At 73.0% G+C, this 22,529-nt stretch carries 19 protein-coding genes and 1 riboswitch; of the genes, 5 read left to right on the top strand and 14 right to left on the bottom strand.

The window, feature by feature from the left end:
• Positions 1-4 precede the first annotated feature (4 nt).
• Complete coding sequence (locus B6R96_RS06980; RefSeq protein WP_030385255.1) at positions 5-1,594, bottom strand: RNA polymerase sigma factor; 1,590 nt, start codon at positions 1,592-1,594, stop codon at positions 5-7.
• A gap of 214 nt (positions 1,595-1,808) precedes the next feature.
• The gene (locus B6R96_RS06975; protein ID WP_053701390.1) at positions 1,809-2,570 is read right to left on the bottom strand and encodes a methyltransferase domain-containing protein; all 762 of its coding nucleotides are present in this window, start codon (positions 2,568-2,570) and stop codon (positions 1,809-1,811) included.
• A 57-nt stretch (positions 2,571-2,627) separates the two neighbouring features.
• Positions 2,628-2,728, top strand: a riboswitch (ZMP/ZTP riboswitch).
• Between the two features lie 96 nt (positions 2,729-2,824).
• Between B6R96_RS06975 and B6R96_RS06970 the strand changes: the two genes are divergently transcribed.
• On the top strand, positions 2,825-3,670 hold the full coding sequence (locus tag B6R96_RS06970; protein WP_053701483.1) for a bifunctional 5,10-methylenetetrahydrofolate dehydrogenase/5,10-methenyltetrahydrofolate cyclohydrolase: 846 nt from the start codon (positions 2,825-2,827) through the stop codon (positions 3,668-3,670).
• 56 nt (positions 3,671-3,726) lie between these two features.
• Here the strand turns inward: B6R96_RS06970 and B6R96_RS06965 are convergent, their stop codons facing one another.
• The 4 genes from B6R96_RS06965 to B6R96_RS06950 are packed head-to-tail and all read right to left on the bottom strand — an operon-like array spanning position 3,727 to position 8,105.
• Positions 3,727-4,896: an MAB_1171c family putative transporter gene (locus B6R96_RS06965; protein ID WP_081521982.1), complete on the bottom strand. Its 1,170-nt coding sequence runs from the start codon at positions 4,894-4,896 to the stop codon at positions 3,727-3,729.
• Positions 4,893-6,431, bottom strand: coding sequence for an NAD(P)/FAD-dependent oxidoreductase (locus tag B6R96_RS06960; RefSeq protein ID WP_081521981.1), 1,539 nt, complete (start codon positions 6,429-6,431; stop codon positions 4,893-4,895). Before B6R96_RS06960 ends, B6R96_RS06965 begins: the two co-directional genes overlap by 4 nt.
• A gap of 16 nt (positions 6,432-6,447) precedes the next feature.
• Entirely contained in the window at positions 6,448-7,083 is a 636-nt protein-coding gene (locus B6R96_RS06955; RefSeq protein ID WP_159396297.1) for a toxin-antitoxin system, toxin component, read from the bottom strand.
• On the bottom strand, positions 7,080-8,105 hold the full coding sequence (locus B6R96_RS06950; RefSeq protein ID WP_159396296.1) for a hypothetical protein: 1,026 nt from the start codon (positions 8,103-8,105) through the stop codon (positions 7,080-7,082). The genes B6R96_RS06955 and B6R96_RS06950 overlap by 4 nt, the downstream gene beginning before the upstream one ends.
• Positions 8,106-8,361: 256 nt before the next feature.
• Here B6R96_RS06950 and B6R96_RS06945 point away from each other — a divergent pair, with 256 nt between their 5' ends.
• Positions 8,362-8,784, top strand: a complete 423-nt coding sequence (locus tag B6R96_RS06945) for a hypothetical protein (RefSeq protein WP_081521978.1) — start codon at positions 8,362-8,364, stop codon at positions 8,782-8,784.
• Here the strand turns inward: B6R96_RS06945 and B6R96_RS06940 are convergent.
• Together B6R96_RS06940 and B6R96_RS06935 are read right to left on the bottom strand one after the other, a co-directional pair.
• Positions 8,770-9,555, bottom strand: a complete 786-nt coding sequence (locus B6R96_RS06940) for a helix-turn-helix domain-containing protein (RefSeq protein ID WP_081521977.1) — start codon at positions 9,553-9,555, stop codon at positions 8,770-8,772. The genes B6R96_RS06945 and B6R96_RS06940 overlap by 15 nt on opposite strands.
• Before the next feature lie 24 nt (positions 9,556-9,579).
• Positions 9,580-11,379 (bottom strand): hydroxysqualene dehydroxylase, encoded by a 1,800-nt coding sequence (locus tag B6R96_RS06935; protein WP_081521976.1) that lies wholly within the window; start codon positions 11,377-11,379, stop codon positions 9,580-9,582.
• A 173-nt stretch (positions 11,380-11,552) separates the two neighbouring features.
• Here B6R96_RS06935 and B6R96_RS06930 point away from each other — a divergent pair, with 173 nt between their 5' ends.
• Together B6R96_RS06930 and B6R96_RS06925 are read left to right on the top strand one after the other, a co-directional pair.
• Positions 11,553-11,858 carry a 4a-hydroxytetrahydrobiopterin dehydratase gene (locus B6R96_RS06930; RefSeq protein WP_030385245.1) on the top strand — a complete coding sequence of 102 codons (306 nt, stop codon included), beginning with the start codon at positions 11,553-11,555 and terminating at the stop codon, positions 11,856-11,858.
• Positions 11,858-12,622, top strand: coding sequence for a class I SAM-dependent methyltransferase (locus tag B6R96_RS06925; RefSeq protein WP_234431687.1), 765 nt, complete (start codon positions 11,858-11,860; stop codon positions 12,620-12,622). Before B6R96_RS06930 ends, B6R96_RS06925 begins: the two co-directional genes overlap by 1 nt.
• 34 nt (positions 12,623-12,656) lie before the next feature.
• On the opposite strand, the gene B6R96_RS06920 is transcribed toward B6R96_RS06925, so the two are convergent.
• The 6 genes from B6R96_RS06920 to B6R96_RS06895 all read right to left on the bottom strand — a co-directional run bounded on the left by B6R96_RS06920 (position 12,657) and on the right by B6R96_RS06895 (position 21,358).
• Positions 12,657-13,505, bottom strand: coding sequence for an aldo/keto reductase (locus tag B6R96_RS06920; RefSeq protein ID WP_203351601.1), 849 nt, complete (start codon positions 13,503-13,505; stop codon positions 12,657-12,659).
• 110 nt (positions 13,506-13,615) lie between these two features.
• On the bottom strand, positions 13,616-14,392 hold the full coding sequence (locus tag B6R96_RS06915; RefSeq protein ID WP_081521974.1) for an ABC transporter ATP-binding protein: 777 nt from the start codon (positions 14,390-14,392) through the stop codon (positions 13,616-13,618).
• Positions 14,389-17,112, bottom strand: coding sequence for an ABC transporter permease subunit (locus tag B6R96_RS06910; protein WP_081521973.1), 2,724 nt, complete (start codon positions 17,110-17,112; stop codon positions 14,389-14,391). The genes B6R96_RS06915 and B6R96_RS06910 overlap by 4 nt, the downstream gene beginning before the upstream one ends.
• A gap of 9 nt (positions 17,113-17,121) precedes the next feature.
• The gene (locus tag B6R96_RS06905; protein WP_081521972.1) at positions 17,122-18,390 is read right to left on the bottom strand and encodes an ABC transporter substrate-binding protein; all 1,269 of its coding nucleotides are present in this window, start codon (positions 18,388-18,390) and stop codon (positions 17,122-17,124) included.
• A gap of 180 nt (positions 18,391-18,570) precedes the next feature.
• Positions 18,571-20,397 (bottom strand): AMP-dependent synthetase/ligase, encoded by a 1,827-nt coding sequence (locus B6R96_RS06900; RefSeq protein WP_081521971.1) that lies wholly within the window; start codon positions 20,395-20,397, stop codon positions 18,571-18,573.
• A 103-nt stretch (positions 20,398-20,500) separates the two neighbouring features.
• The gene (locus tag B6R96_RS06895; protein WP_053701484.1) at positions 20,501-21,358 is read right to left on the bottom strand and encodes a LysR substrate-binding domain-containing protein; all 858 of its coding nucleotides are present in this window, start codon (positions 21,356-21,358) and stop codon (positions 20,501-20,503) included.
• A 128-nt stretch (positions 21,359-21,486) separates the two neighbouring features.
• Between B6R96_RS06895 and B6R96_RS06890 the strand changes: the two genes are divergently transcribed.
• Entirely contained in the window at positions 21,487-22,527 is a 1,041-nt protein-coding gene (locus B6R96_RS06890) for a bile acid:sodium symporter family protein (RefSeq protein WP_081521970.1), read from the top strand.
• Positions 22,528-22,529 lie beyond the last annotated feature (2 nt).

Genomic DNA, 22,529 nt, shown 5'->3' with positions numbered 1-22,529 from the left:
CCTCTTAGTCGAGGTAGTCGCGCAGCACCTGCGAACGCGACGGGTGGCGCAGCTTCGACATGGTCTTGGACTCGATCTGGCGGATGCGCTCACGGGTGACCCCGTACACGCGGCCGATCTCGTCCAGGGTCTTCGGCTGGCCGTCGTTGAGGCCGTAGCGCATGGAGACCACGCCCGCCTCGCGCTCCGATAGCGTGCCCAGGATGGACTGGAGCTGCTCCTGGAGGAAGGTGAAGGAGACCGCGTCGGCCGGGACGACCGCCTCGGAGTCCTCGATCAGGTCACCGAACTCGCTGTCGCCCTCCTCACCCAGCGGGGTGTGGAGGGAGATCGGCTCACGGCCGTACTTCTGGACCTCGATGACCTTCTCGGGGGTCATGTCGAGTTCCTTGCCCAGCTCCTCCGGGGTGGGCTCGCGGCCCAGGTCCTGGAGCATCTGGCGCTGCACGCGGGCGAGCTTGTTGATGATCTCGACCATGTGCACCGGGATGCGGATGGTGCGCGACTGGTCGGCCATGGCACGCGTGATCGCCTGCCGGATCCACCAGGTCGCATACGTGGAGAACTTGAAGCCCTTGGTGTAGTCGAACTTCTCCACGGCGCGGATCAGGCCGACGTTACCCTCCTGGATCAGGTCCAGGAAGAGCATGCCGCGGCCGGTGTAGCGCTTGGCGAGGGAGACCACGAGGCGGAGGTTGGCCTCCAGCAGGTGGTTCTTCGCCCGGCGGCCGTCCTCGACCAGGATCTCCAGCTCGCGCTTGAAGGCGGGCTTGTGGTCCTCCTCCTCTTCGAGCTTGTACTCGGAGAACAGGCCCGCCTCGATGCGCTTGGCGAGCTCCACCTCCTGCTCGGCGTTGAGGAGCGGCACCTTGCCGATCAGCTTCAGGTAGTCCTTGACGGGGTCGGCGGTGGCACCGGCCACCATGACCGTCTGTGCCGGGGCGTCGTCCTCGTCGTCGTCGGACAGGACGAAGCCCTGGGTGCCGCCGGCCTTGGGCGCCTCGTCCTCGGCCTCGTCGGCGAGGTCCTCGGCAGCCCAGTCCTCGCCCTCGACGACGGGGGTCTCGCCCTCGTCGGCGTCCTTGGCACCGGTCTTCTTCGCCGCGGCGGTCTTCTTCACGGCGGTCTTCTTGGCGGCGGTCTTCTTGACCGTGCGCTTCTTCGGCTCGGCGGCGGCCTCGGCAGCCGCGTCCTCGTCGATGGCGGCGGCCGACGGAGCGGATATCGCCGTGGCGGTGGGCGCGGCCGCGGTGGCGGCAGCGGTCTTGCGCGCACCGATCGGGCGCGGCGCCGGGGTGGCCTTCTTGGCCACGGTACGGGCCGGGGCGGCGGCAGCCTTGCGGGGCTTCTTGGCGGCAGCCTTGGTGGCGGGGGCCGCGCTGACGTGAAGGGCGACACCCTCCTCGTCCAGGACCTGGTTCAGGCTGCGCAGGACCCGCTTCCACTGGTCCACCGGGATGCGGCCGGCCTCGAAGGCCTGGCGCACGTCGTCACCGTTGATGTGACCCTGCTCGCGGCCGCGCTCGACGAGCGCGACGAGGGCCTCGGATTCGGCGATCTCCGGAGGGAACGTACGGGACGGGCTGAGCGACACAAGGAGCCTCTCGTTGCGAACAGATAAAGGGTGGGCGGGACATCATCGCGCGAACTCGGGAAACAGACCCGAGGGGGGTCTGTATTCCGGGCCGCGCGAGGACACCTGTCGGTTCATCGCATGCCCGAGTCGATTCGTTACGCGCTGAATTGAGTGACCTGCGCCACGCTGTGTTCGCGCAACCGATCCGGCGCAGATCCGTCCGCCCCCCGCGTCACCCCTTTTTGCGGGCCTCGACGAGGAAACGTGCGGTGTGTGCGACGAACGGACCTTCGCGTTCGATCTGTTCGTGCAGCTCGCGCAACCGGTCCCGGTACTGCCCGACCGTGAAGCCGGGCACCATCCAGATCACCTTCCGAAGAAAGTAGATCACGGCTCCGATGTCGTGGAACTCCGTGCGCAGTCGTTCGGAGCGCAGATCGATCACGTCGAGGCCGGCCCGGGTGGCGTCGGCGACCGCGTCGTCGGGGTGCCGGGCGCGCCGGATCTCCTCCGGCTGCGGGCCGAGGAAGTACTCGACGAGCTCGAAGACGCTCGCCGGACCGACCTGCTGCGAGAGGTAGGTGCCGCCCGGCGTCAGCACCCGTGCGATCTCCTCCCACCAGATGGTCACCGGGTGCCGGCTGGTCACCAGCTCGAAGGCGTCGTCGCCGAAGGGCAGCGGCGGCTCGTCGGAGTCCGCGACCACCACCGCGCCCAGCGGGTGCAGCAGCCGCGTCGCCTTCTCGATGTTGGGCGGCCAGGACTCGGTGGCCACCGTCAGCGGCGGCAGCGGACCGGAGCCGGCCAGGACCTCGCCACCGCCGGTCTGGATGTCCAGGGCCGACCGGACACGGGCCAGGCGCTCGGCCATCAAGCGCTGGTAGCCCCAGGAGGGGCGCTGCTCGGTGGCCCGGCCGTCGAGCCAGGAGAAGTCCCAGCCGTCCACGGAGACGGACTCCGCCTCGGCGACAAGATGGTCGAAAGTACGCGTCATGCCTCGATCGTCCCAGGTCGGACGCCCGTCAACCACCGGATATGTCGACTACAGTGGTCGGCGGGCCGTGACTGGCGTTCGGGTGGATCACCACCGGGGAGCGGCCCGGCGTACTGCGCACTCCGGTACGTCGACTGCCGCGCGCCTGGGCGAACCGCGATCCGCAGCGACGTTCAGGAGACCCCGTGACGACTGCCCAGACTGCCTCCGCCCCTTCCGGCGCCTTCGCCGACACCACCGCCACGGCCCGGCTGATGGACGGCACCGCCCTCGCCCGCCGCATCTCGGAGGAGACCGCCGCCCGCGCGGCGAAGATCACCGAGCGCACCGGTACCGCGCCCTGTCTGGCGACCGTGCTGGTCGGCGAGGACCCCGCCTCCGTCACCTACGTCCGCATGAAGCAGAACCGCTGCGCCAAGGCCGGGATCACCTCCCGCCACGTGGAGCTGCCGGCGTCTACCACCACGCAGGAGCTCGTCGCCGCGATCACGGCCCTCTCCGAGGACCCGGAGATCAGCGGCATCCTGCTCCAGCACCCCGTCCCGCACCACATCGACGAGCGCGCCGCCTTCGAGGCCATCGCCCCGGGCAAGGACGTCGACGGGGTCACCATGCACTCCTTCGCCGCGATGGGCTTCGGACTGCCGGGCTTCGTCTCCTGCACCCCCGGCGGCATCATGCGCCTCCTCGCCGCCTACGACGTGGACCTGACCGGCAAGCACGCCGTCGTCGTCGGCCGCAGCGCGATCCTGGGCAAGCCGGCCGGAATGCTGCTGCTGGAGCAGAACGCCACCGTCACCTACTGCCACTCGCGCACCCGGGACCTCTCCTCGATCGTGCGCCAGGCGGACGTCCTGGTCGCCGCCGTGGGCAAGGCCGAGTTCATCCGGGGCGAGGACATCAAGCCGGGCGCGGTGGTCCTGGACGCCGGCTACAACGAGGGCAACGTCGGCGACGTGCACTTCGAGTCGGCCGCCGCCCGAGCCTCGCTGATCACCCCGGTACCGGGCGGCGTCGGCCCGATGACCATCGCCGTCCTGCTGGAGCAGACCGTGCAGGCGGCCGCCGCGCAGGCCGGGCTGGACCTCGCGGAGCTCTGAGCTCGGATCGAACGCCCCGGACCCCGGCTGATGCCGCGGTCCGGGGCGTTCCCCTTTCAGGCCCCGGCGGCGGAACGGGCGGCGGTGGCGACGATCGGGGAGGTACGGAACTCACGCGCCAGAACGGTCAGCGGCTGGTCGGACAGCCGCGGCGGCTCGGGGTGCTGCGGAGGCCGGGCAGCCGCCTCCGAGGCGGCCCGGCGCTCGCACGCGGCGGCGAGCATGGCGGCGTCGGCCACGGCCGAGGCCCGGGCCTCGCTCGCGCCCTGGCCGCGCGCGGCCTCGTACGCGGCGCAGCGCACGGCGGGGTCGAACCAGCCGGCCAGCGCCAGGATGCCGTCGTCGATGACCGACTCGCGGTGCAGCAGCCGGATCCCCATCGGGGACCACCAGGCCAGCGGCACGGTCCGGCCCTGGGCCGCGGCGAAGCCCCGCAGCGCCTTCCACAGCGGGCGCAGCCGCCGGTACTGGCCGAAGGCCCGCCAGGTCGCCGACCCGCCGACCAGCGGCACGACGAAACCGGCGCCGAGCAGCAGCGCGGACGCCGAGGCCAGCGGCGGCGCCACGTCCGTCGACAGGAACACCATGTCGCGGCCGGCCCACCGGGCCACCACCGAGGCCCACTTGGCGACCAGGTACGCCAGGTCCATCAGCCCGGCGACCACGATCAGGGCCAGCCCCGTGCGCAGCGGGCGCAGCGCGCGGTCGGCGCGCGCCAGCCACTTGCCGCACAGCCAGGTCAGCGCCGAGCTGCCCAGGGTGTGCGCCACGAGGAAGCAGACGATCATCTCGCGGATCCACGGCGTGGTGGCGTAGTACGTGTCCAGGTCCTCGAGCCGTTCCACCGGCGCGTCGCCGATCACGAACAGGGCGACGATCGCCGCGGTCGCCGTGGCGAAGACGGCCGCGGTCAGCCGGGTGGCCCGGCGCACGGCCGCGGGCGGCCCGCCGCGCCACTGCAGGACGAGGACGACGCACAGCCCGGAGAACACGGTGAGCAGGCCGAACACCAGGGGCGCGGAGAAGTTGACCACGCCGGTGAGGCGGTTGACCGCGGCGATCGTCGGCGGCGATGCCAGGAAGGTGATGGGGGCGCCGACCAGGAGGAGCCCGCAGGCGGTGCGGTTCAGCGGCTGGTCCCGGTCCCGGCGCAGCGTCGGCAGCTTGATCAGCAGCGCCAGGACCATCAGGGACCCGGGCAGGAGCAGCAGGATCCTGCTGCTCATCGGGCCTGTCCGACGGGGTCGGCGGGGCCGACCGGGTCCGCCGCCGGGCCGGTGACGGCGGCGTCCGCGGCCGTGCCGGTGCCGGTGCCGGTGCTCGTGCCCGCGCCGGGCGTTGCGTCGGCGCCGGGTGTTGCGCCGGGCACCGGGTCGAGCCCGGCGACGGCCCGCTCGGCGGCGGTGAGCGGCGGCGCCTTCAGGGCGCCCCGGTCCGAGGCGCGCAGTACGTGCCAGACCACCGAGGGCCGCAGCCAGTGGGTGGGCGCGGTGCTCATGGTGAGGACCTTGAACAGGGCGGCGGTGAGCGCCTCGTCGGTGGTGGCGCCCGTCATCAGCCGGTTGACGTACCCGTTGAGCAGGCCGGTGCCGGTGCGCGGCTTCATTCCGGTGGCGCCCGGATACAGGATGTCCTGCGAGGTGGCGAGCTCCCAGGCGGTGCTGACCTGGGGGGCGATCGCGCGCTGCGCCTCGCGCCCGATCCCGGGATGAGCCAGGCCCTTGGCCCGGAGCAGGGTGCGTACGGCCAGCAGCCCCTGGGCGGCGACGGTCATGCCCTGCCCGTACAGCGGGTTGAAGGTGGCGACGGAGTCGCCGGCGGCGAAGAAGCCGTCGGGCAGCTCGGCCTTCTCGAAGTAGACCCGGCGGTTGGCGGTGCCCTGGGTGACGGCGACGTCCGTCAGGGGCTTGCGGCCCTCCAGGAGCTCGCCGACGATCGGGTCGCGGACGGCCTTGGCGAACGGGATGAACGCGTCGGGGTCGCCGGTCGGCTGGCCGCCGCGGGTGCCGGACAGGGTGGCCTGCCACTGGCCGTTCTCGATCGGCACGATCGTTGCGGTCTGCCCGGGCACGGGCACCCGGGGGTCGGACTGCACGTTGATGATGGGGAAGCCCATCTCGTGCGCACCGGCGGGGGCCTCGAAGATCCGGGTCGCGTAGACGAGACCGGAGTCGACCTCGGCCTGCCGGATTCCGCTCACGCCGAGTGCCTGGAGCCAGGTCCGGGCCCGCGAGCCGCGCCCGCTGGCGTCGATCACGAGGTCGGCGGTCAGCAGCCGGCCCTCTTCCTGCGGGGTGTCGACGAGGACGCCGGTGACCCGGGCCGCCGTGCCCTCCAGGGCGCGGACCCGGCCCTGGAGGGTGGACACGCCGGCGAGGGCGGTCACCCGGGCGCGCACCACCGAGTCGAGGAGGTCGCGGCTGCAGGAGATGTTGAACTGCTTCTCCCCGCAGCGGGGGATCCAGCCCTGGGCGGTCTTGGTGACGAGGTCGGTGGGCAGGCTGCGGCGGATGGCGCCCGCCTTCGTCCAGTCGGCGGTGATGCCGGGCAGGATCCGCTCGATGGCCCGGGCGCCGCCCGACCACAGGAGGTGGGTGTGCCGGGCCTGCGGGAGCCCGCGGCGCGGGGCCGGGCCCTCGGGCAGCGGGTCGGCGTCGACGACGGTGACCGTGGCGTGCTCGGCGAGGACAGCGGCCGCGAGGAGGCCGGCCAGACTGCCGCCTATGACGACGGCGTGGCGGGGCGGGGAGGACTGGTTCATCGTGGCGTGCTCTCTGTCAGGGCCGTGCTGAGGGCATCGGCGTGAGGGGTGCGGCGACTGGCTGGTGCAGGTCACGGCGTGGCACGGGGCTTCCCCAGCCGAGTGAGGACTTGATGCGCTCGATCGCTTCGGGCAGCTGCTGCTCCCGGGGCGACGGCAGGTAGGAGCGCAGGATGTTGCCGAGGTGCAGGCCGAAGGTCTCGGCACGGATCTCCGCCGGATCGCCCTGGTCGGCGCGTGCGGCGGCCGCTCGGACCACCGCCTCCAACCCGGTGCCGGAGGCGAGCAGTTCGGCGAGGCGGCCGGGGTGTCCCGCCAGCCGGGCGGCCGCCAGCATGCCCGGACCGACGCTGTCGCACGTCCCCTCGTTCAGGTGCCACAACTCGTGGCACGCGATGACGAGTTGGTGTTCGGGCCGGGTGTGCTGCTCGACGACGATCAGGTCGACGTCGTCCAGCTCCAGCCACAGACCGCTCGCGGTGTCCGGCGGGAACGGGGAAAACTGGAAGTCGACCTTTCGGTCTCCGTCGCGCCGCCCGGCGTAGGCGGCGCACAACGCCCCGATGATCTCGCCGACATCGGCCGGCGGCGTCAGGCGTGCGCCCTCCAGCAGTTCGGAGCCCAGCTTGCGCATGGCCCGTGTGGTCCTCATGGTGTGTCTCCCTCGGCGGCGACGTCCTCGGTCGGCGTCCCGCCCTTCGTGCCCGGAACCCCGAGCTGCCCCTCGCGTGCGAGGAGGTCGTCCAAGTGGTCGGCCAGCGACTTCCAGCCCTGGGGCGACAGCCGGCCGGCCCGCGTGACGATGCTGCGTACGTCGTGCGCCCGCAGCACCGCCAGCATCGGGTTCTCCCGGTCCCGCACCGCGGACTCCAGTTCGCCCTCGATCAGCGCGAGCGCGGTGGACAGGGCCTCGGTGTCGTCGGCCAGCAGGAAGCCGCCCTCGACCCCGTAGAAACGCTGGATCCCGGCGGCCGCGGCCAGGTTCGGCAGGCCCTCGCCCTGGGCGAGGCGGGTCAGCGACTGCCCCGACGCGTCGAAGGACCGGGCGATGGCCGCCAGCGAGTGCGGCTGGCCGTCCTCCCGTACGCGGGTGCGGCGCAGGTGCTCGAACCGCAGGTGCACCTGCTCCTTCAGCGGCAGCCGGGGCGGCCTGCCGTCGAAGGTGAGCCGGATGGCCTGCGCCGTCATGCCCGTCAGGTACGACAGGTGCTCCAGGTCGTCCCGGCCGTCCGAGACGGTGGTCGCGGACAGGGCCAGCGCCCGTTCCACCGCGCTCTTGCTGTCGGCCAGCAGGAAACCCGCGTACACGCCGAAGAACCGCTGCACACCCGCCGCATGGCCCATCCGGGGCAGCCCGGTGCCCGCGTTGAGCGGCCCGAGGGAGGCGCCGGGGGCGGCGAAGTCCTCGGCGATGGCGGCCAGCGGCCACTCCCGGCCGTGCTTGTCGCGGCGGGTGGCGCGCAGCCGCAGGAACCGCTGGTGCACGCGCCGCTCCAGCGGCGCCTCGTCGGCAGTGCCCGCCAGCACCTGCGGTATGCGCCCCGGCTCGACCCCGGACAGGTGGCTCAGCCGCTCCACCGCCAACACCTCGGCCGGATCCTGCCCGTGCTCCTGAGACAGTGCCCACGTGCGACGCCAGATCGCGGCGAGGTCGGGTCGGGCGGCGGCTCGCACCGGCGGATTCTCCATTTGTCGACAAGGCGTTCGAGTTGATCGGGCTCCGTGAAGCCTAGCCTCCCGCCTTTGGCCGAACCAGGGGAACCCCAACGTTTCCTGCCGTACACCTCAAAAACGGTTGGCATGACCTCCGAGGTAATCGACCCGCCCCACCGCCCCCGGCACAGTGGACGCATCGGGTCCCGGGACCGCGCACTCGGTCCCGGAACCCGTGTCCCACCAGGCCGTTCGACCTCGATGGAGGCTGATCCCCATGTCCGCGACCCCGCTCACCGGCTTCACCGGCAACCGTGTCCCGCAGACCGCACTGCGCCGCTTCCTCGCCCTCGACTCCGCCGTCACCACCGCCAACGGGCTCGCCTACGTCGCCTTCTGCGCCCCGCTCGGCCGGCTGCTCGGGGTCGGGCAGGGCCTCCTCCTCGAACTGGGCCTCCTGCTCGTCGCGTACGGGGCCGCCGTCGGGTGGCTCGCGTCGCGGCGCCAGCCGCCGACCCTGCCCGTGAAGCTGGTCATCGAGACGAACTACGCCTGGGCCGCCCTGAGTCTGGTGTCACTGGCGCTCTGGTTCGACCCCACCACCGCCGGCCTGCTGTGGATCCCGGTGCAGGCCGCCACCGTCGCCGGGTTCGCCGTGCTCCAGCAGCTGGCCCTGCGTTCGCGCTCAGCCGCCCAGTGACCGCAGGTACTTCACCGTCGCCGGGTCGGCCGGGAGCATCGTCTCGATGGCCAGCTCGGCGACGGTCACGTCCATCGGCGTGTTGAAGGTCGCGATGGACGACACGAAGGACAGCACGTGCCCGTCGTGCTCGACGACCAGCGGCAGCGCGATGTACGCGGCGGGCTCCTCCGGTTCGCCGCCGTCCGCCCGTTCGGCGACCGGGTACGCCGACACCTCCTCGTACAGGGCGCGCAGCGGCTCGGACCGGGCCAGCGCGATCTGCCGCTCCATCTGGGCCAGCAGGTGCCCGCGCCACGCCGTGAGGTTGCGGATCCTCGGGGCCAGGCCCTCGGGATGCAGGGTGATCCGCATGGCGTTCAGCGGCGGGGTCAGCAGGTGCTCCGGCAGCCCGTCCAGCAGCATCGCGATGCCCCGGTTGGCGGCGACCACGTTGTACAGGGCGTCCACGACCAGCGCCGGATAGGGCTCGTACCCCGCCAGCAGTCGCTCGATGCCCTCGCGCAGGGTCTCCATCGCCGGGTCGTCCAGGGCGGTGTGCGCATAGCGCGGCGCGTAACCCGCCGCCAGCAGGAGGGCGTTGCGCTCCCGCATCGGCACGTCGAGATGGTCGGCGAGCCGCAGCACCATCTCCTCGCTCGGCCGGGACCGGCCCGTCTCGATGAAGCTGATGTGCCGGGACGAGGATGCGGCGCGGCCCGCCAGCTCCAGCTGGCTGATGCCGCGCCGCTCCCGCCAGGCGCGCAGCGCAGTGCCCACACTCGTCGTCATGGGCACGACGGTAGCCGAGGACCCTCATCCCAGGTCGAAGACGTTCCGCAGGCCGAGCCGGTGGCGCCACAGGTCGTGCCGCCGGGCGGCCTCCAGCTCCGGCGCCCGGTACATCGGGCGGACCGTGCAGCGCGGGGCCTGCGAACCGTCCCGGTCCAGCAGGGAGTTGACGGCCGCGCGGGCCGAGGCGTTGGCGCCCTCCATCGTCGCCAGGTCGATGTCGACCGCCACGTAGTCCCCGCTGAGGAAGAAGTTCGGGATGCGGGTGCCCGCGCTCGGCCGGTTGTGGAGGGTGCCGACCGGGTGGATGAGCAGCTCGTCCTGGTTGGTGGGGTGCGGGGTGCCGAGTCCGTCCACGCCCGGGTCCAGGAACCACGAGTGCAGCTTGGAGTCGGCCAGCAGGGTCTTCCCGGTGTCGTTGAGGGAGGCCTTCAGCTGCGCCCACACCTCGCGCGCCACCTCGTCACGGGTGCACTGCTTGGCCGTCTTCCCGTACAGGATCCCCGGCCTGTCCCATTCCGAGATGTCCACCGACAGGCAGTCGACCGCCGTCCCGTCGCCGTAGTCGGCCGGGAAGTCGCGGGACGGCCAGTGCTCGGCCTGCTGGATCGCGGTCAGCGACCACGGGGAGTCGATGCAGTTGAGATGGCCGTGCACCAGCGGGGCCCGCTCGGTGAGGTAGAACTGGATGCCGGTCATCCAGTCCGTCTGCAGCCGGTCGCAGCGCCCCAGCATCGGATCGGCCGCCCGCAGCGCCGCGCTCCAGGTGCGGCGGGCGTGCTCGACGGGCAGCGCGCTCACGTAGTGGTCGGCGGTGACGGTCTGCACGGTGCCGTCCGGGCCCTCGACCGCGACCCCGCTCACGCGGCCGTCCGCGCAGCGCACCTCCCGTACCGTCCAGCCGATCCTGAACTCCACGCCGAGCGAGCGCAGATGGGCCTCCCAGGGGTCGATCCAGGCCTCGTTGGTCGGCAGGTTCAGGATCCGGTCGGGCGGGCCGTCCGACCCGCGCCCCAGCAGGTTGAAGACGAAGGCCTCGCCGAGCGTGCCGACCGTGCGGGTGGAGGCCTCCTCGGCCTTGGTCGCCACGATGTTGCGGGTGATGCCGACGGCGAGGATCCGCCGGTACTCGTTCGACATCCGCTCGGCCCGCACGAAGTCCCACCAGGGGGTCCGCTCCCAGACCTCGGTGCGCCGCTCGTCGCAGCTGGTGAGGAAGACCAGCACCCGGTCGACGAAGTACGCGCTCTCGTGCAGCGGGAGCCGGACCAGTGTCTGCAGGATGCCGGTGAGCGCGCGCCGCAGCTCCTCGGGCGTCAGCACGGCGGGGGAGTGCTCGGGCCAGGGGATCGGCGCGCGCAGGTCCTCGCGCCCGGCCGCCCGGGCGAACATCATCTCGCGCGGCGCGACGAGGTTGTCCCACACGCCGTGGGCGTTCCCGGGGAAGGGGATGCGCCGCATCGTGTCCGGGAGGTTGTGGTAGATGCCGGGGATGAAGCGGAAGCCGTGCTCGGCGGGCAGCGGCCGGCGTCCGCCGCGGGCGCTGCCGGGCACGTCCATGCTGCGGGCCTTGCCGCCGAGCGCGCGGCGCTCGTACACGGTCACGGCGTAGCCCCGCTCGGCGAGTTCGTGCGCCGCGGTCAGGCCGGCCACCCCGCCGCCGAGGACCGCGACGCGCCGTCCGGCAGGCGGCGGTCCGGGGGCGGGGGCGGCGGGGGCGGCCGCGGCCGGCGTCGCCCCGGCCCCGGCCGTGACCGCCCCGGTGGCGGCCGCCGCGCCCGCGCCCGCGATGAACGTACGCCTGGAACTCCCTGTGCCCGCCATGCGGATGCCCCCTCGTTACCGCTGGTAACAGCCTGTCCGGCGCAGGAGCATAGGTGGGGCCGGGTGGACGCGGAAGGCGTAGAAGTACCCGAGCGCACTATGGCGCGAAAGGATTGTTCCGGCCTCCACTGTGGGAACCTTGACTACACGTCACGGGGAAAAGGAGCCGGTGCATGCCGAGTGAGCCGCTGTCACAGAAGGAGATCGAGGACCGGTTGCGGGAGCTCCCCGGCTGGGCCTTCGAGGACGACCGGATCCTCCGCACCTACCGGCTGGGCAGCCACTTCGCCGCCAGCGCCCTCGTCGCCCATATCGCCAGCGTCCAGGAGGAGTTGAACCACCACTCCGACCTGACCCTCGGCTACAACACGGTCCGGCTCTCCGTGAACAGCCACGACGCCGGCGATGTGGTGACGGAGTCCGACTTCGCCCTCGCCGAACGCGTCGAGGCCCTCGCCCCGGCCCACGGCGCGAGCTGATGACCACGCACATACCGTCCGTCAGAACCCTGCTCGACTACGACGCGGAGGCCGAGGCCTACGACGCCACCCGCGGCGGCACCCCGCGCGCCGAGGCCGCGGCCGAGGCCGTCCTCGGGCTGCTCCCCGCGCACGCGCGCACCCTCCTCGACCTCGGCTGCGGCACCGGCATCGTCACCGGCCTGCTGAACCGCCCCGGCCTGCGCGTCCTGGGCGCCGACGCCTCCCACGCCATGGCCGCGACGGCGCTGCGCCGCGGGGTCCCCGTGGCCCTGGCCGACGCGGCCCGCCTGCCGGTCCGGTCCCGGTCGCTGGATGCGGTGAGCGCGGTGTGGCTGCTCCACCTGCTGCGGGAGCCGGGCCTGGTGCCGGCCGTGATCGCCGAGGCCGCGCGGGTGCTGCGACCCGGCGGGGTCCTCCTCGCCACCGTGGACAAGGACTCGGCGCACGACGTCGGCAGCGACATCGACGCCGTCTTCGCCGCGCACCTGACCCCGACCCCCGCGGACGCCTCCGGGGAGGTCGAGGCCTACGCCGCCCGCGCCGGCCTGCTCCCGGTCGGCGAGGCCCGCTTCACCGGCCACGGCCAGGGACGCACCCCGCGCGGCTCGGCCGAGGCCCTGCTCGCGGGCCGGTACGCCTCCCGGATCGTGCCGCGCGGCATCACCGCGCAGGAGCTGGCGGCCCGGCTGGAGCTGCTGCCGGACCAGGACGTCCCGCGCGCGGAGCCCACGTACCGCATACGGAGCTTCGTCCGCGTGTGACCCTGCGGGAAGGACCGCCCCGGGCCGGACCCCGTCACACGTCGAACTCGGCCGGGTCCGGCCCGATCCGGCGGCCCGCCGCGCCCGCGCCCAGGGCGTCCAGCGCCGCGATGTCGGCGGCGTCCAGCTCGAAGCCGAACACGTCCAGGTTCTCCCGGATGCGCGCGGGGGTCACGGACTTCGGGATCACGATGTTCCCGAGCTGGAGGTGCCAGCGCAGCACCACCTGCGCGGCGCTGCGGCCGTACTTGTCCGCGATCGCGGTCACGGCCGGGAGGGTCAGCAGCTCCTTGCCCTGGCCCAGCGGGGACCAGGCCTCGGTGGCGATCCCGCGCTCGGCGTGCACGGCGCGCAGCTCGGCCTGCGGGAAGAGCGGGTGCAGCTCGACCTGGTTGACGGCCGGGACCAGCCCGCTCTCGGCGGCGATCCGCTCCAGGTCGGCCGGGCGGAAGTTCGACACGCCGACCGCCCGGGCGCGGCCGCTCGCCGCGATTTCCTCGAAGGTCTTCCAGATGGTGACGAAGTCGTCGCGCATCGGACGCGGCCAGTGGATCAGGTACAGGTCGACGTGGTCGAGGCGCAGCTTGGCGAGGGAGTCGTCGAAGGCGCGCAGCACCTGGTCCCGGCCCCACTTCTGCTTCGGGCCGTTCCACAGCTTGGTGGTGACGAACAGTTCCTCGCGCGGCAGCCCGGAGGCGGCGACGGCCTTGCCGGTGCCGGCCTCGTTGCCGTAGATGGCGGCCGTGTCGATGCTGCGGTAGCCGGCCTCCAGGGCGGTGCCGACGGCGCGCTCGGCCTCGGCGTCCGGCACCTGCCAGACGCCGTAGCCGAGCTGGGGCATGAGCGTGCCGTTGTTGAGCTTGATGGCGGGGACCTGGTTCACGTCTGGTCGTTCCCTCACGTCGGCGCGTACGCGCGGTGGCCGAAAATGTCGTACGAGGGGCGGTAACCGGCCCCTCGTACGACGTATTCCCGCCATCCGTGCGCGCTCCCTCAGGCACCCCCGAGATACGCCTCACGCACCAGCGGGTTCGCGCGCACCTCGGCCGCCGTGCCCTCGGCCAGCACCGTTCCGAGGTCCAGCACGACGACCCGGGTGCAGAGCTCCATCACGAAGGCCACGTTGTGCTCGACCAGCAGCACCGCGCAGCCCTCCCGCTCCGCCAGCCGCCGCACGACCTCCGCGAGCCGCTCGCGCTCCGGGGCGGACATGCCGGACGCGGGCTCGTCCAGCAGCAGCACCCGCGGCGGATCGGCCACCGCCCGGGCCACCTCCACCATCCGGGCCTGCCCGACGGGCAGCCCGCCGGCGTACGAGGCTCCGAGCGCGCCGATCCCGCAGTCGGCCAGCACCCGCTCGCCACGGGACCGGCGCTCGCGCTCCCGGGCCCGCCGGGACGGCAGGGCGAGGAGATCGGCGGCCGGACCGCCCCCGCCGCCCCGCCACTCCTGCGCCACCAGCACGTTGTCGGCCACGCTGAGCTGCCCGAACAACTGCTGCCGCTGGAAGGTCCGGCGGATCCCGTGCCGGGCCCGCCAGACGGGGGAGCGGCGGGTGATGTCCGCCCCGTCCAGCAGCAGCCGCCCCTGGTCGGGGCGCCGGATCCCGGACAGGACGTCGAACAGGGTGGTCTTCCCGGCGCCGTTCGGGCCGATCAGCCCGCACACCTCGCCCGCGCGGACCCCGAGGTCCACCCCGGCCAGCGCCCGGACGCCGCCGAACCGCACGCCGACCCCGCGCGCCCGCAGCACGTACCCGTCCTCGCTCATGTCGCCATCCCCAGGTAGGCCTCGGTGAGCCGGTCCGCCTCCACCTCGGCCCGGGGGCCGCACCAGGACACCCGCCCCTGGGAGAGGTAGGCCACGGTGTCGGCGATCCCGAGGATCTCGGCGGCCTTCTCCTCCACCAGGAGCAGTGCGGTACCGGCGTCGCGGAGCTCGGTGAGCAGCGCGTACACCTCCTCCACCACGCGCGGGGCGAGCCCGAGCGAGGGTTCGTCGGCGATCAGCACCGAGGGCGGCCGCTGGAGCAGCGGAGCCAGCGCCAGCATCTGCTGCTCCCCGCCGGAGAGGGCGCCGGCGGGGATCCTGCGCCGCTCCGCGAGCCGCGGGAAGCGGGCGTAGACGGCGTCCCGCGCGTCGGCCTCCTCCAGGTAGAGGGCCAGGTTCTCCTCGAGGGTGAGCGCGGGGAAGATCCCGCGTCCTTCGGGGGCGAGCAGCACCCCGGACCGTGACCGCCGTACGGCCCCGTCCCGGGTCGCGTCCCGCCCGCCGACGAACACCGCTCCGGCCGTGGCGGGCAGCAGCCCGGCGGCCACCCGGCAGGCGGTGCTCTTCCCGGCCCCGTTGGGCCCGAGCACGGCGAGGATCTCGCCCGGGCGGACGGCGAGATCGACCCCGTGCAGGACGAGCCCCCCGTCGTACCCGGCCGTGACCCCGCGCAGCTCCAGGGCGGCGCCGGCTCCGCCGGCCGGATCCGGCCGCGCCGGCGCTCGAGGTGCGGGGTCCGGGGCGGAGCCCCGGGAAGCGGTGGCGCGCCGTCCCGCCGGCCCCGGCTGCGCCGGGATCCGGGGTGGCGGTCCCGCGGCGCGCCGCCGCGCCCGCCGCACCGGCAGCGCCGCGCAGTACCCGTCCGGGTCGTTGGCCAGGGCCAGCCCGGCCAGGCCGAACAGGATCACCGGCAGGTGCGCGGACTGCGTCACGTAGTCGGACAGCAGCCGCGGGGCGACCGCGAACACCAGCCCCGCCACCACCGCGTACTGCGGCCTGCGCACACCCGCCGCCACGACAACCGCCAGCCACACCAGCCCGGTCATCGCCGTGAAGTCCGTCGCCGTGATGCGGGTGTTGTACGAGGCGTACAGCACGCCCCCGAACCCGGCCAGCCCCGCCGAGAGGGTGAACAGCAGGAGCTTCGTCCGCAGGACGGAGACCCCTGAGGCGACCGCCGCTGCCGGTGCCGACCGCACCGCCAGCATCGCCCGCCCCGACGGGGAGTTGCGCAGCGCGCTCAGCCCGGCGGCCACCAGCGCGACCAGGACCACCAGGGCCACCCCGAGCGCCCGGTCGTCGCTCAGGTCCACCGGCCCGAACACCGGCCGCGGGATCGACCACCCGGCGTCGCCGTTGCGCAGCCACCGCAGCTGGAACAGCACCTGGTCGGCGAGGAAGGCCAGTGCCAGCGTGGCCAGGGCCAGGGACCTGCCCCCGAGCCGCAGCGCGGGCAGCGCGACGAGCGCCCCCAGCAGCGCCGCCACGCAGGTGCCCGCCGCCAGTGCCGCGACGAACGGCCAGCCCCGGCTCATGAGCAGCCCGGCCACGAGCGCGGCACCGGTCACGAAGGTGCCCTGTGCCAGCGACACCATCGCCCCGAGGCCGGTCACCACCGTGAACGACATGAACACGAGCGCGACGGCCAGACCCTGCGCCAGCAGTCCGCTCCAGAAGGGTGTGGTCACGGTGTAGAAGGCCAGGCACAGCAGCCCGGCGCCCGCCGCCCACACCCCCCACCGCCGCCCCCACGAGGCTCCCGCCAGGTGGTCGACGGGCGGCGCGTCCGCGGCCGCGACCCCTGCCGTCCGTGCCCTGCGGGTCAGTACCAGCAGCCCGCCGAACAGGATCAGGAACGGCACGGCCGTACGGAAGCCGGTGACGGACTCGGCGAAGGAGGCGTAGCCGGCCACCAGGTTCTGCAGCACCCCGAGCCCCAGCCCGCCCGCGAAGGCGAGCGGCACGGACGCGAACCGGCCGATGACCGCCGCGGTGGCCGAGACGAACAGGAAGAGCGTGAAGTCGTGCGCCGAGAGCCCCAGCAGCGGGGTCGCCAGCACCCCCGCCAGCCCGGCCAGCCCCGACGCGATCATCCAGGCCACCGACGACAGCCGGTCGGCGCTGATGCCGCGCAGTTCGGTCAGCGAGCGGTTGTCGACGGCGGCCCGCAGTTGCAGCCCCAGCCTGGTGTGCCGCATCAGCACCCACAGGGCCACCGCCACCAGCGCCGTCACCACCCAGGTGATCAGCTGGTCGGAGTCGATGCCGACGCCCTCGGCGAGCTGCCAGGACTGCGCGGGGCTGGGCCCCACTCCCGGCAGCCCGAACTGGTTCTCCGCGGGTTTCACCGGCGCGCCCGCGTCCCCCAGCAGCTCCACCACCCACAGCCCGGCGGCCGGGAGCGCCACCAGCAGCCCGATGGTGGCCACGATCTGTGCGGTCTCGCCGACCCGGGCGAGCCGGCGGAACATCAGCCGGTCCAGGCCCCAGCCGAGACCGGGGGCCAGGACCAGCACCACCAGGAGCGCGGCCGGGACGGCGGGCCAGCCCAGGCCCGAGTGCAATTCGTAGAAGGTGAGCGCGCACAGATAGGCCGTGGCCCCGTGCGCGAAGTTGAACAGCCCGGACGCCGAGTACGACAGCACCAGCCCGGTGGCGAGCAGTGCGTACAGGGCGCCGGAGACCAGACCGCTCAGTACGAAGACGAGCAGATCCCCCATGCCGCTGCCCTACTTGAAGGGGATGGGTTCGTAGCACTTGAACGGCACGGAGACCTCGTACGCGCCGTTCTTGAGCTGCACGAGCGCCCCGCAGCCGAAGCTGTCCTTCTGGCCCTTGGGCTCGGCGCGGTCGCCGACGAGGGTGCCGGTGTCGGAGAAGCTCTGCGCGGCGGTCTGGAAGGACTCGACGGTCAGCTCCTTGCCCGCCTTCTGCGCGATGGACACGAAGAGGTCGGCCGACATGTAGCCGGTGAGCATGTGCATGTTCAGCGGTACTTCCTGGCCGCCCGCCGCCGCCTTGATGTCGGCCTTGAACTGCGCCATCTTCGGGTCGGTGGACTCGAAGGGCTGGAACTGCAGCAGTACGTGCACCCCGTCGAGGGCCTGCTTGGTGGCGTCCTTGGCGAGCAGCCCCGGGTCGTAGTCGGTCGGGTCGGAGAGCAGCCCCTTGTAGCCGCTGCGCTTGAGCGCGGTGAAGAGCCCGATGTTGTTGGGGGTCTGCATCACGGAGACCACGGCGTCCGGGGCCTTGCCGTCGTCGCCGGCGAGGATGTCCTTCACGTACGCGGACCAGTCGCTCGGGACGGCGGTGGCGGGCACGGATGCCTTGGCGTAGGAGACGTGGAACCCGGCGCTGGTGAAGCCCTGCTGGAAGGTGCGGATGCCGAACTTGCCGGCGTCGCTGTCGTTGGCGATGATCGCGACCGATTTGCCCCGGGCCCCGCCGAGGATCTGGCCGATGCCCTCGGGCCAGGTCTGGTTGAGGGTGCCGCCGGGGGTGGGGACCAGGCAGCCGTTGAAGCCGTAGATGTACTTGGGCCCGCAGAAGGAGGGCAGGGTGCCCCAGCCGAAGGTGGGGACCTTCTCCTGTTCCAGGAAGTCGGCCCCGGAGAAGGTCACCGAGCTCATGGGGGAGACGGCGAAGACCTTGTCCTGCTGGACGAGTTTGCGGGCGGCCGCCAGGTTCTTGGCGGGGTCCTGGCCGTCGTCCTGCGCCCCGAGGTAGTCGATCTTGCGTCCGTTGATCCCGCCCTCGGCGTTGGCCCGCAGATAGCGGGCCTTGGCCCCGAGGTCGGTGTCCTTCTTGCTGTAGCCGCTGGCGCTGGTCATCGACACGATCCCGCCGACCTTGATCGAATCGGCGGTCACCCCGCGGGTGGTGCCGGACGCCCCGCCGGGCTTGCCCGGGCCGGTGCCGTTGGTGGAGGCGGAGTTGCAGGCGGAGACGAGCGCGAGTGCCGCCGCCGCGGCGGCCAGGGTGCGGATCGGTCGCAACATGTCGGGGATCCCCTCCGTTGGAATCCCCGCATTCTGTGCGTGACCTGACGGATCGTCAATATTGTCGGCGGACAGAAATGACGAACCGTCAGTTCTGGTCCCGTCGGGTGCGGTGTCCGCCCGGAACCCCGATCGGACCTGCCGTGATGGCCTGCCGCCGGACCCGCCGAGGAGCCCGGCTCAGGAGGCGGAGTAGAGGGCCGCGACCTCCTTCTCGTACGCCTTCTCGATCGCCCGGCGCTTGAGCTTCAACGACGGGGTCAGCAACCCCCGCTCCTCGGTGAACTGCTCGCCCAGCACCCGGAAGGTACGGATCGCCTCCGCCTGCGACACCAGCGTGTTCGCGGCCACCACCGCCCGGCGCACCTCCGCCGTCAGCTCGGGGTCGCCCACCAGCTCCGCCGCCGGCATCTGCGGCCGGCCGCGCATCGACAGCCAGTGCGCTATCCCGTCCATGTCCAGCGTGAGCAGCGCCGCGATGTACGGCCGGTCGTTGCCCACCAGCACGCACTGCGACACCAGCGGATGCGAACGGACCCGCTCCTCCAGGGCGGCGGGCGCGACGCTCTTGCCGTTGGAGGTCACCAGGATGTCCTTCTTGCGGCCGGTGATGGTGAGGTAGCCGTCCTCGTCGAGCCGGCCCAGGTCCCCGGTCGCCAGCCAGCCGCCGCGCAGCACCGCCTCCGTGGCCCGGGGATCGTTCAGGTAACCGGAGAAGATGTGGCTGCCGTGCAGCCAGACCTCCCCGTCCTGCGCGATGTGCACCGTACTGCCCGGGATCGGCTGTCCCACCGTGCCGTACTTGGTCGCCCCCGGCGGGTTCGCGGTGGCCGCCGCGCACGACTCCGTCAGCCCGTACCCCTCGAACACCGTGATCCCCGCCCCGTCGAGGAACAGCCCCAGCCGGCGCGACATCGCCGACCCGCCCGACATGGCGTACCGCACCCGGCCGCCCATCGCCTCGCGGACCTTCCCGTAGACCAGCCGGTCGAAGAGCTGGTGCTCCATCCGCAGCGCGGCCGACGGCCCCGGCCCGGTGCCGAAGGCCTTCCGCTCGCGCGCCTCCGCGTACCGCACGGCCGTCTCCACAGCCCGGTCGAAGGGACCCGTACGTCCCTCCGCCTCCGCCTTGCGGCGGGCCGCCGCGAAGACCTTCTCGAAGACGTACGGGACGCCCAGCACGAAGGTCGGCCGGAAGGCGGCGAGATCCGGCAGCAACTCGGCCGCCGCCAGCACCGGCTGGTGCCCGAGCTTGACCCGCGCCCGGACCGCGGCCACCTCCACCATCCGCCCGAACACGTGCGCCAGCGGCAGGAAGAGCAGGGTGGAGGGCTGCTCGCCCTGCCGGGCCTGGAACACCGACTCCCAGCGGTTGACCAGCGTGTCGGTCTCGTACATGAAATTGGCGTGCGTGAGCACGCACCCCTTGGGCCGGCCGGTGGTCCCGGAGGTGTAGATGACGGTGGCGGTCGCGTCGGGCGTCACCGCCCTGCGATGGCGGTGCACGACGTCCTCCGCGACCCCGCGGCCGTCGGCGACGAGCGCGTCCACCGCCCCCGCGTCGAGCTGCCACAACCGGCGCAGGTGGGGGAGCCGGTCGATGACCGAACCCACCGTCATCGCCTGGTTCTCGTCCTCGACCACACAGGCCGTGCAGTCGGTGTCGAAGAGGATCCAGTGCACCTGATCGGCCGAGGACGTCGGATACACCGGCACGGGCTGGGCGCCGATCGCCCACAGGGCGAAGTCGAAGAGGGTCCACTCGTACCGGGTGCGGGACATGACGGCCACCCGGTCCCCGAAGCGCACCCCCTGGGCCAGCAGCCCCCGTGCGAGCGCGAGCACCTCGGCGGCCAGCTCCCGGGACGTCACGTCCCGCCAGACCCCCTCGGTCTTGCGGCCGAGCACCACCCGGTCCGGTTCCTCGCGGGCGTGCTGGAAAATGATGTCGGCCAGGCCGCCGACGGGCGCGCCCGTGACAACGGGTGGGACGGTGAACTCGCGCAAGACCCCGCTCCTCTCCGCGCGCCGCGGTGAACGTACCGCATGGTCAACAGGGGTTCGTCGGCCATCGGATACCTCCACAAGACCTCCCCAGTGATCACGGTGTTCACGCCGTTGACGTGCGACTGAGCCGATCCGCGCCGGACAGTACGGCCGCGGCCAACGCCTCGGCCGCGGCCGACGGGCGCGCCCCGCGGAGCAGCGCGAACTCCACCGGCCCGAGCTCCGGCAGCCCGCCGACCCGCACCAGGCCCGGCGGGATCAGCCCCCGGGTGTGCGCCATCACCCCCAGCCCGGCCCGGGCCGCCGCGACCAGGCCGCTCAGGCTGCCGCTCGTACATGCGATCCGCCACGCCCGGCCCTCCCCCTCCAGCACCTCCAGCGCCCGCGCCCGGGTGATCCCCGGCGGCGGGAAGACAATCAGCGGAACAGGGCGCTCCGGGTCCACCCGCAGCCCCTCCGCCCCGATCCACACCATCCGGTCACGCCAGACGAGCCGGCCCCGCTCGTCCCCGGGCCCCCGCCGCTTCGCGAGCACCAGGTCCAGGCGCCCCGCGTCCAGCCGCTCGTGCAGCGTCCCCGACAGCTCGACCGACAGCTCCAGCTCCACCTCGGGGTGCTCGTGCCGGAAGCCTTCGAGGATCTCCGGAAGGCGCGTCAGCACGAAGTCCTCCGAGGCCCCGAACCGCAGCCGACCGCGCAGCCGCGTCCCCGCGAAGAAGGCCGCCGCCCGCTCGTTCGCCTCCAGGATCGTCCGCGCGAAACCGAGCAGCGCCTCGCCGTCGTCCGTCAGCCCGACGCTGTGCGTGTCCCGGACGAACAACGGCCGGCCCGTCGCCTCCTCCAGCCGCCGCACGTGCTGGCTGACCGTGGACTGCCCCACCCCGAGCCGGCCCGCGGCCTGCGTGAAGCTGAGCGTCTGGGCCACCGTGAGGAACGTCCGCAGCTGAACCGGGTCGTACATACCGCCCACGCTAGTCCCCGTCATCACGGAATGCGATGACAGTGAGTGCGGTGTGCGGGTTTCCCGATGACCGCTCCCCGCCGACCATGGAGGGAGCACTCCGCCCCGACAGCAAGTGAGCACCCCCGATGCGCCGCCCGCACCTGCCCGCCCGGCTGCCCCTCGACCCGTACGTCCTGGCCCTGCTCGCCACCGTGGGCCTCGCCGCCCTGCTCCCCGCCCGCGGCCCGGTCGCCACCCTCGCCGACGGCGCCTCCACCGCAGCCGTGGCCCTGCTCTTCTTCCTCTACGGAGCCCGGCTCTCCACCCGCGAGGCCCTCGAAGGGGTGCGCCACTGGCGGCTCCACCTGACCGTCCTCGCAGCCACCTTCGTGCTCTTCCCGCTCCTCGGCCTCGCCGCCCGCGGCCTCGTCCCGGGCCTGCTCACCGCCCCCCTCTACAGCGGCCTGCTCTTCCTCTGCCTGGTCCCCTCGACCGTGCAGTCCTCCATCGCCTTCACCTCGATCGCCCGCGGCAACGTCCCCGCCGCGATCTGCGCCGGCTCCTTCTCCAGCCTGGCCGGCATCGTCCTGACCCCCCTCCTCGCCGCCGCCCTGCTCGGCGGCGACGCGGGAGGCTTCTCCCTCGACTCCCTACTCAAGATCACCCTCCAGCTCCTGCTGCCCTTCCTCCTCGGACAGGCCCTGCGCTCCCGGGTCGGCGGCTTCCTCGTCCGCCACAAGCAGGTCCTCGGCCACGTCGACCGCGGCTCGATCCTGCTCGTCGTCTACGCCGCCTTCAGCGCGGGCGTGGTCGCGGGCATCTGGCACCGGGTCAGCCTCCCGCAGCTCGCCGCCCTGATGCTGGTGGAGGCCGTACTCCTCGCCGTCATGCTCCTCGCCACCTGGTACGGCGCGGCCCGCCTCGGCTTCGGCCGCGCGGACCGCATCGCCATCCAGTTCGCCGGGTCGAAGAAGAGCCTGGCCGCCGGACTCCCCATGGCCAGCGTGCTGTTCGGGCCCCACGCCGCCCTCGCCGTGCTCCCGCTGATGCTCTTCCACCAGATGCAGCTGATGGTCTGCGCGGTCATCGCCCGGCGCCGCGCCCGGGATCCGGCGCCCGAACACGCCGCCGACCGTGTGGCGGACGTCTCGCCCACGCTCCAACAGCCCGCGCCCCGGGCCCGGTAACG

The sequence above is a fragment of the Streptomyces sp. Sge12 genome (assembly GCF_002080455.1).
In the GTDB taxonomy this organism is placed as follows: Bacteria; Actinomycetota; Actinomycetes; order Streptomycetales; family Streptomycetaceae; genus Streptomyces.
The sequence above is the reverse complement of the archived record's forward strand: the minus strand, read 5'-3'. Positions and strand labels throughout refer to the sequence as shown.

Coding starts and splice junctions, on each gene's coding strand:
- B6R96_RS06960 (WP_081521981.1), bottom strand. CDS start 6,431: ATGAACCAGTCCTCCCCGCCCCGCCACGCCGTCGTCATAGGCGGCAGT.
- B6R96_RS06925 (WP_234431687.1), top strand. CDS start 11,858: ATGACCACGCACATACCGTCCGTCAGAACCCTGCTCGACTACGACGCG.
- B6R96_RS06890 (WP_081521970.1), top strand. CDS start 21,487: ATGCGCCGCCCGCACCTGCCCGCCCGGCTGCCCCTCGACCCGTACGTC.
- B6R96_RS06935 (WP_081521976.1), bottom strand. CDS start 11,379: ATGGCGGGCACAGGGAGTTCCAGGCGTACGTTCATCGCGGGCGCGGGC.
- B6R96_RS06930 (WP_030385245.1), top strand. CDS start 11,553: ATGCCGAGTGAGCCGCTGTCACAGAAGGAGATCGAGGACCGGTTGCGG.
- B6R96_RS06905 (WP_081521972.1), bottom strand. CDS start 18,390: ATGTTGCGACCGATCCGCACCCTGGCCGCCGCGGCGGCGGCACTCGCG.
- B6R96_RS06910 (WP_081521973.1), bottom strand. CDS start 17,112: ATGGGGGATCTGCTCGTCTTCGTACTGAGCGGTCTGGTCTCCGGCGCC.
- B6R96_RS06940 (WP_081521977.1), bottom strand. CDS start 9,555: ATGACGACGAGTGTGGGCACTGCGCTGCGCGCCTGGCGGGAGCGGCGC.
- B6R96_RS06955 (WP_159396297.1), bottom strand. CDS start 7,083: ATGAGGACCACACGGGCCATGCGCAAGCTGGGCTCCGAACTGCTGGAG.
- B6R96_RS06945 (WP_081521978.1), top strand. CDS start 8,362: ATGTCCGCGACCCCGCTCACCGGCTTCACCGGCAACCGTGTCCCGCAG.
- B6R96_RS06895 (WP_053701484.1), bottom strand. CDS start 21,358: ATGTACGACCCGGTTCAGCTGCGGACGTTCCTCACGGTGGCCCAGACG.
- B6R96_RS06970 (WP_053701483.1), top strand. CDS start 2,825: ATGGACGGCACCGCCCTCGCCCGCCGCATCTCGGAGGAGACCGCCGCC.
- B6R96_RS06975 (WP_053701390.1), bottom strand. CDS start 2,570: ATGACGCGTACTTTCGACCATCTTGTCGCCGAGGCGGAGTCCGTCTCC.
- B6R96_RS06965 (WP_081521982.1), bottom strand. CDS start 4,896: ATGAGCAGCAGGATCCTGCTGCTCCTGCCCGGGTCCCTGATGGTCCTG.
- B6R96_RS06915 (WP_081521974.1), bottom strand. CDS start 14,392: ATGAGCGAGGACGGGTACGTGCTGCGGGCGCGCGGGGTCGGCGTGCGG.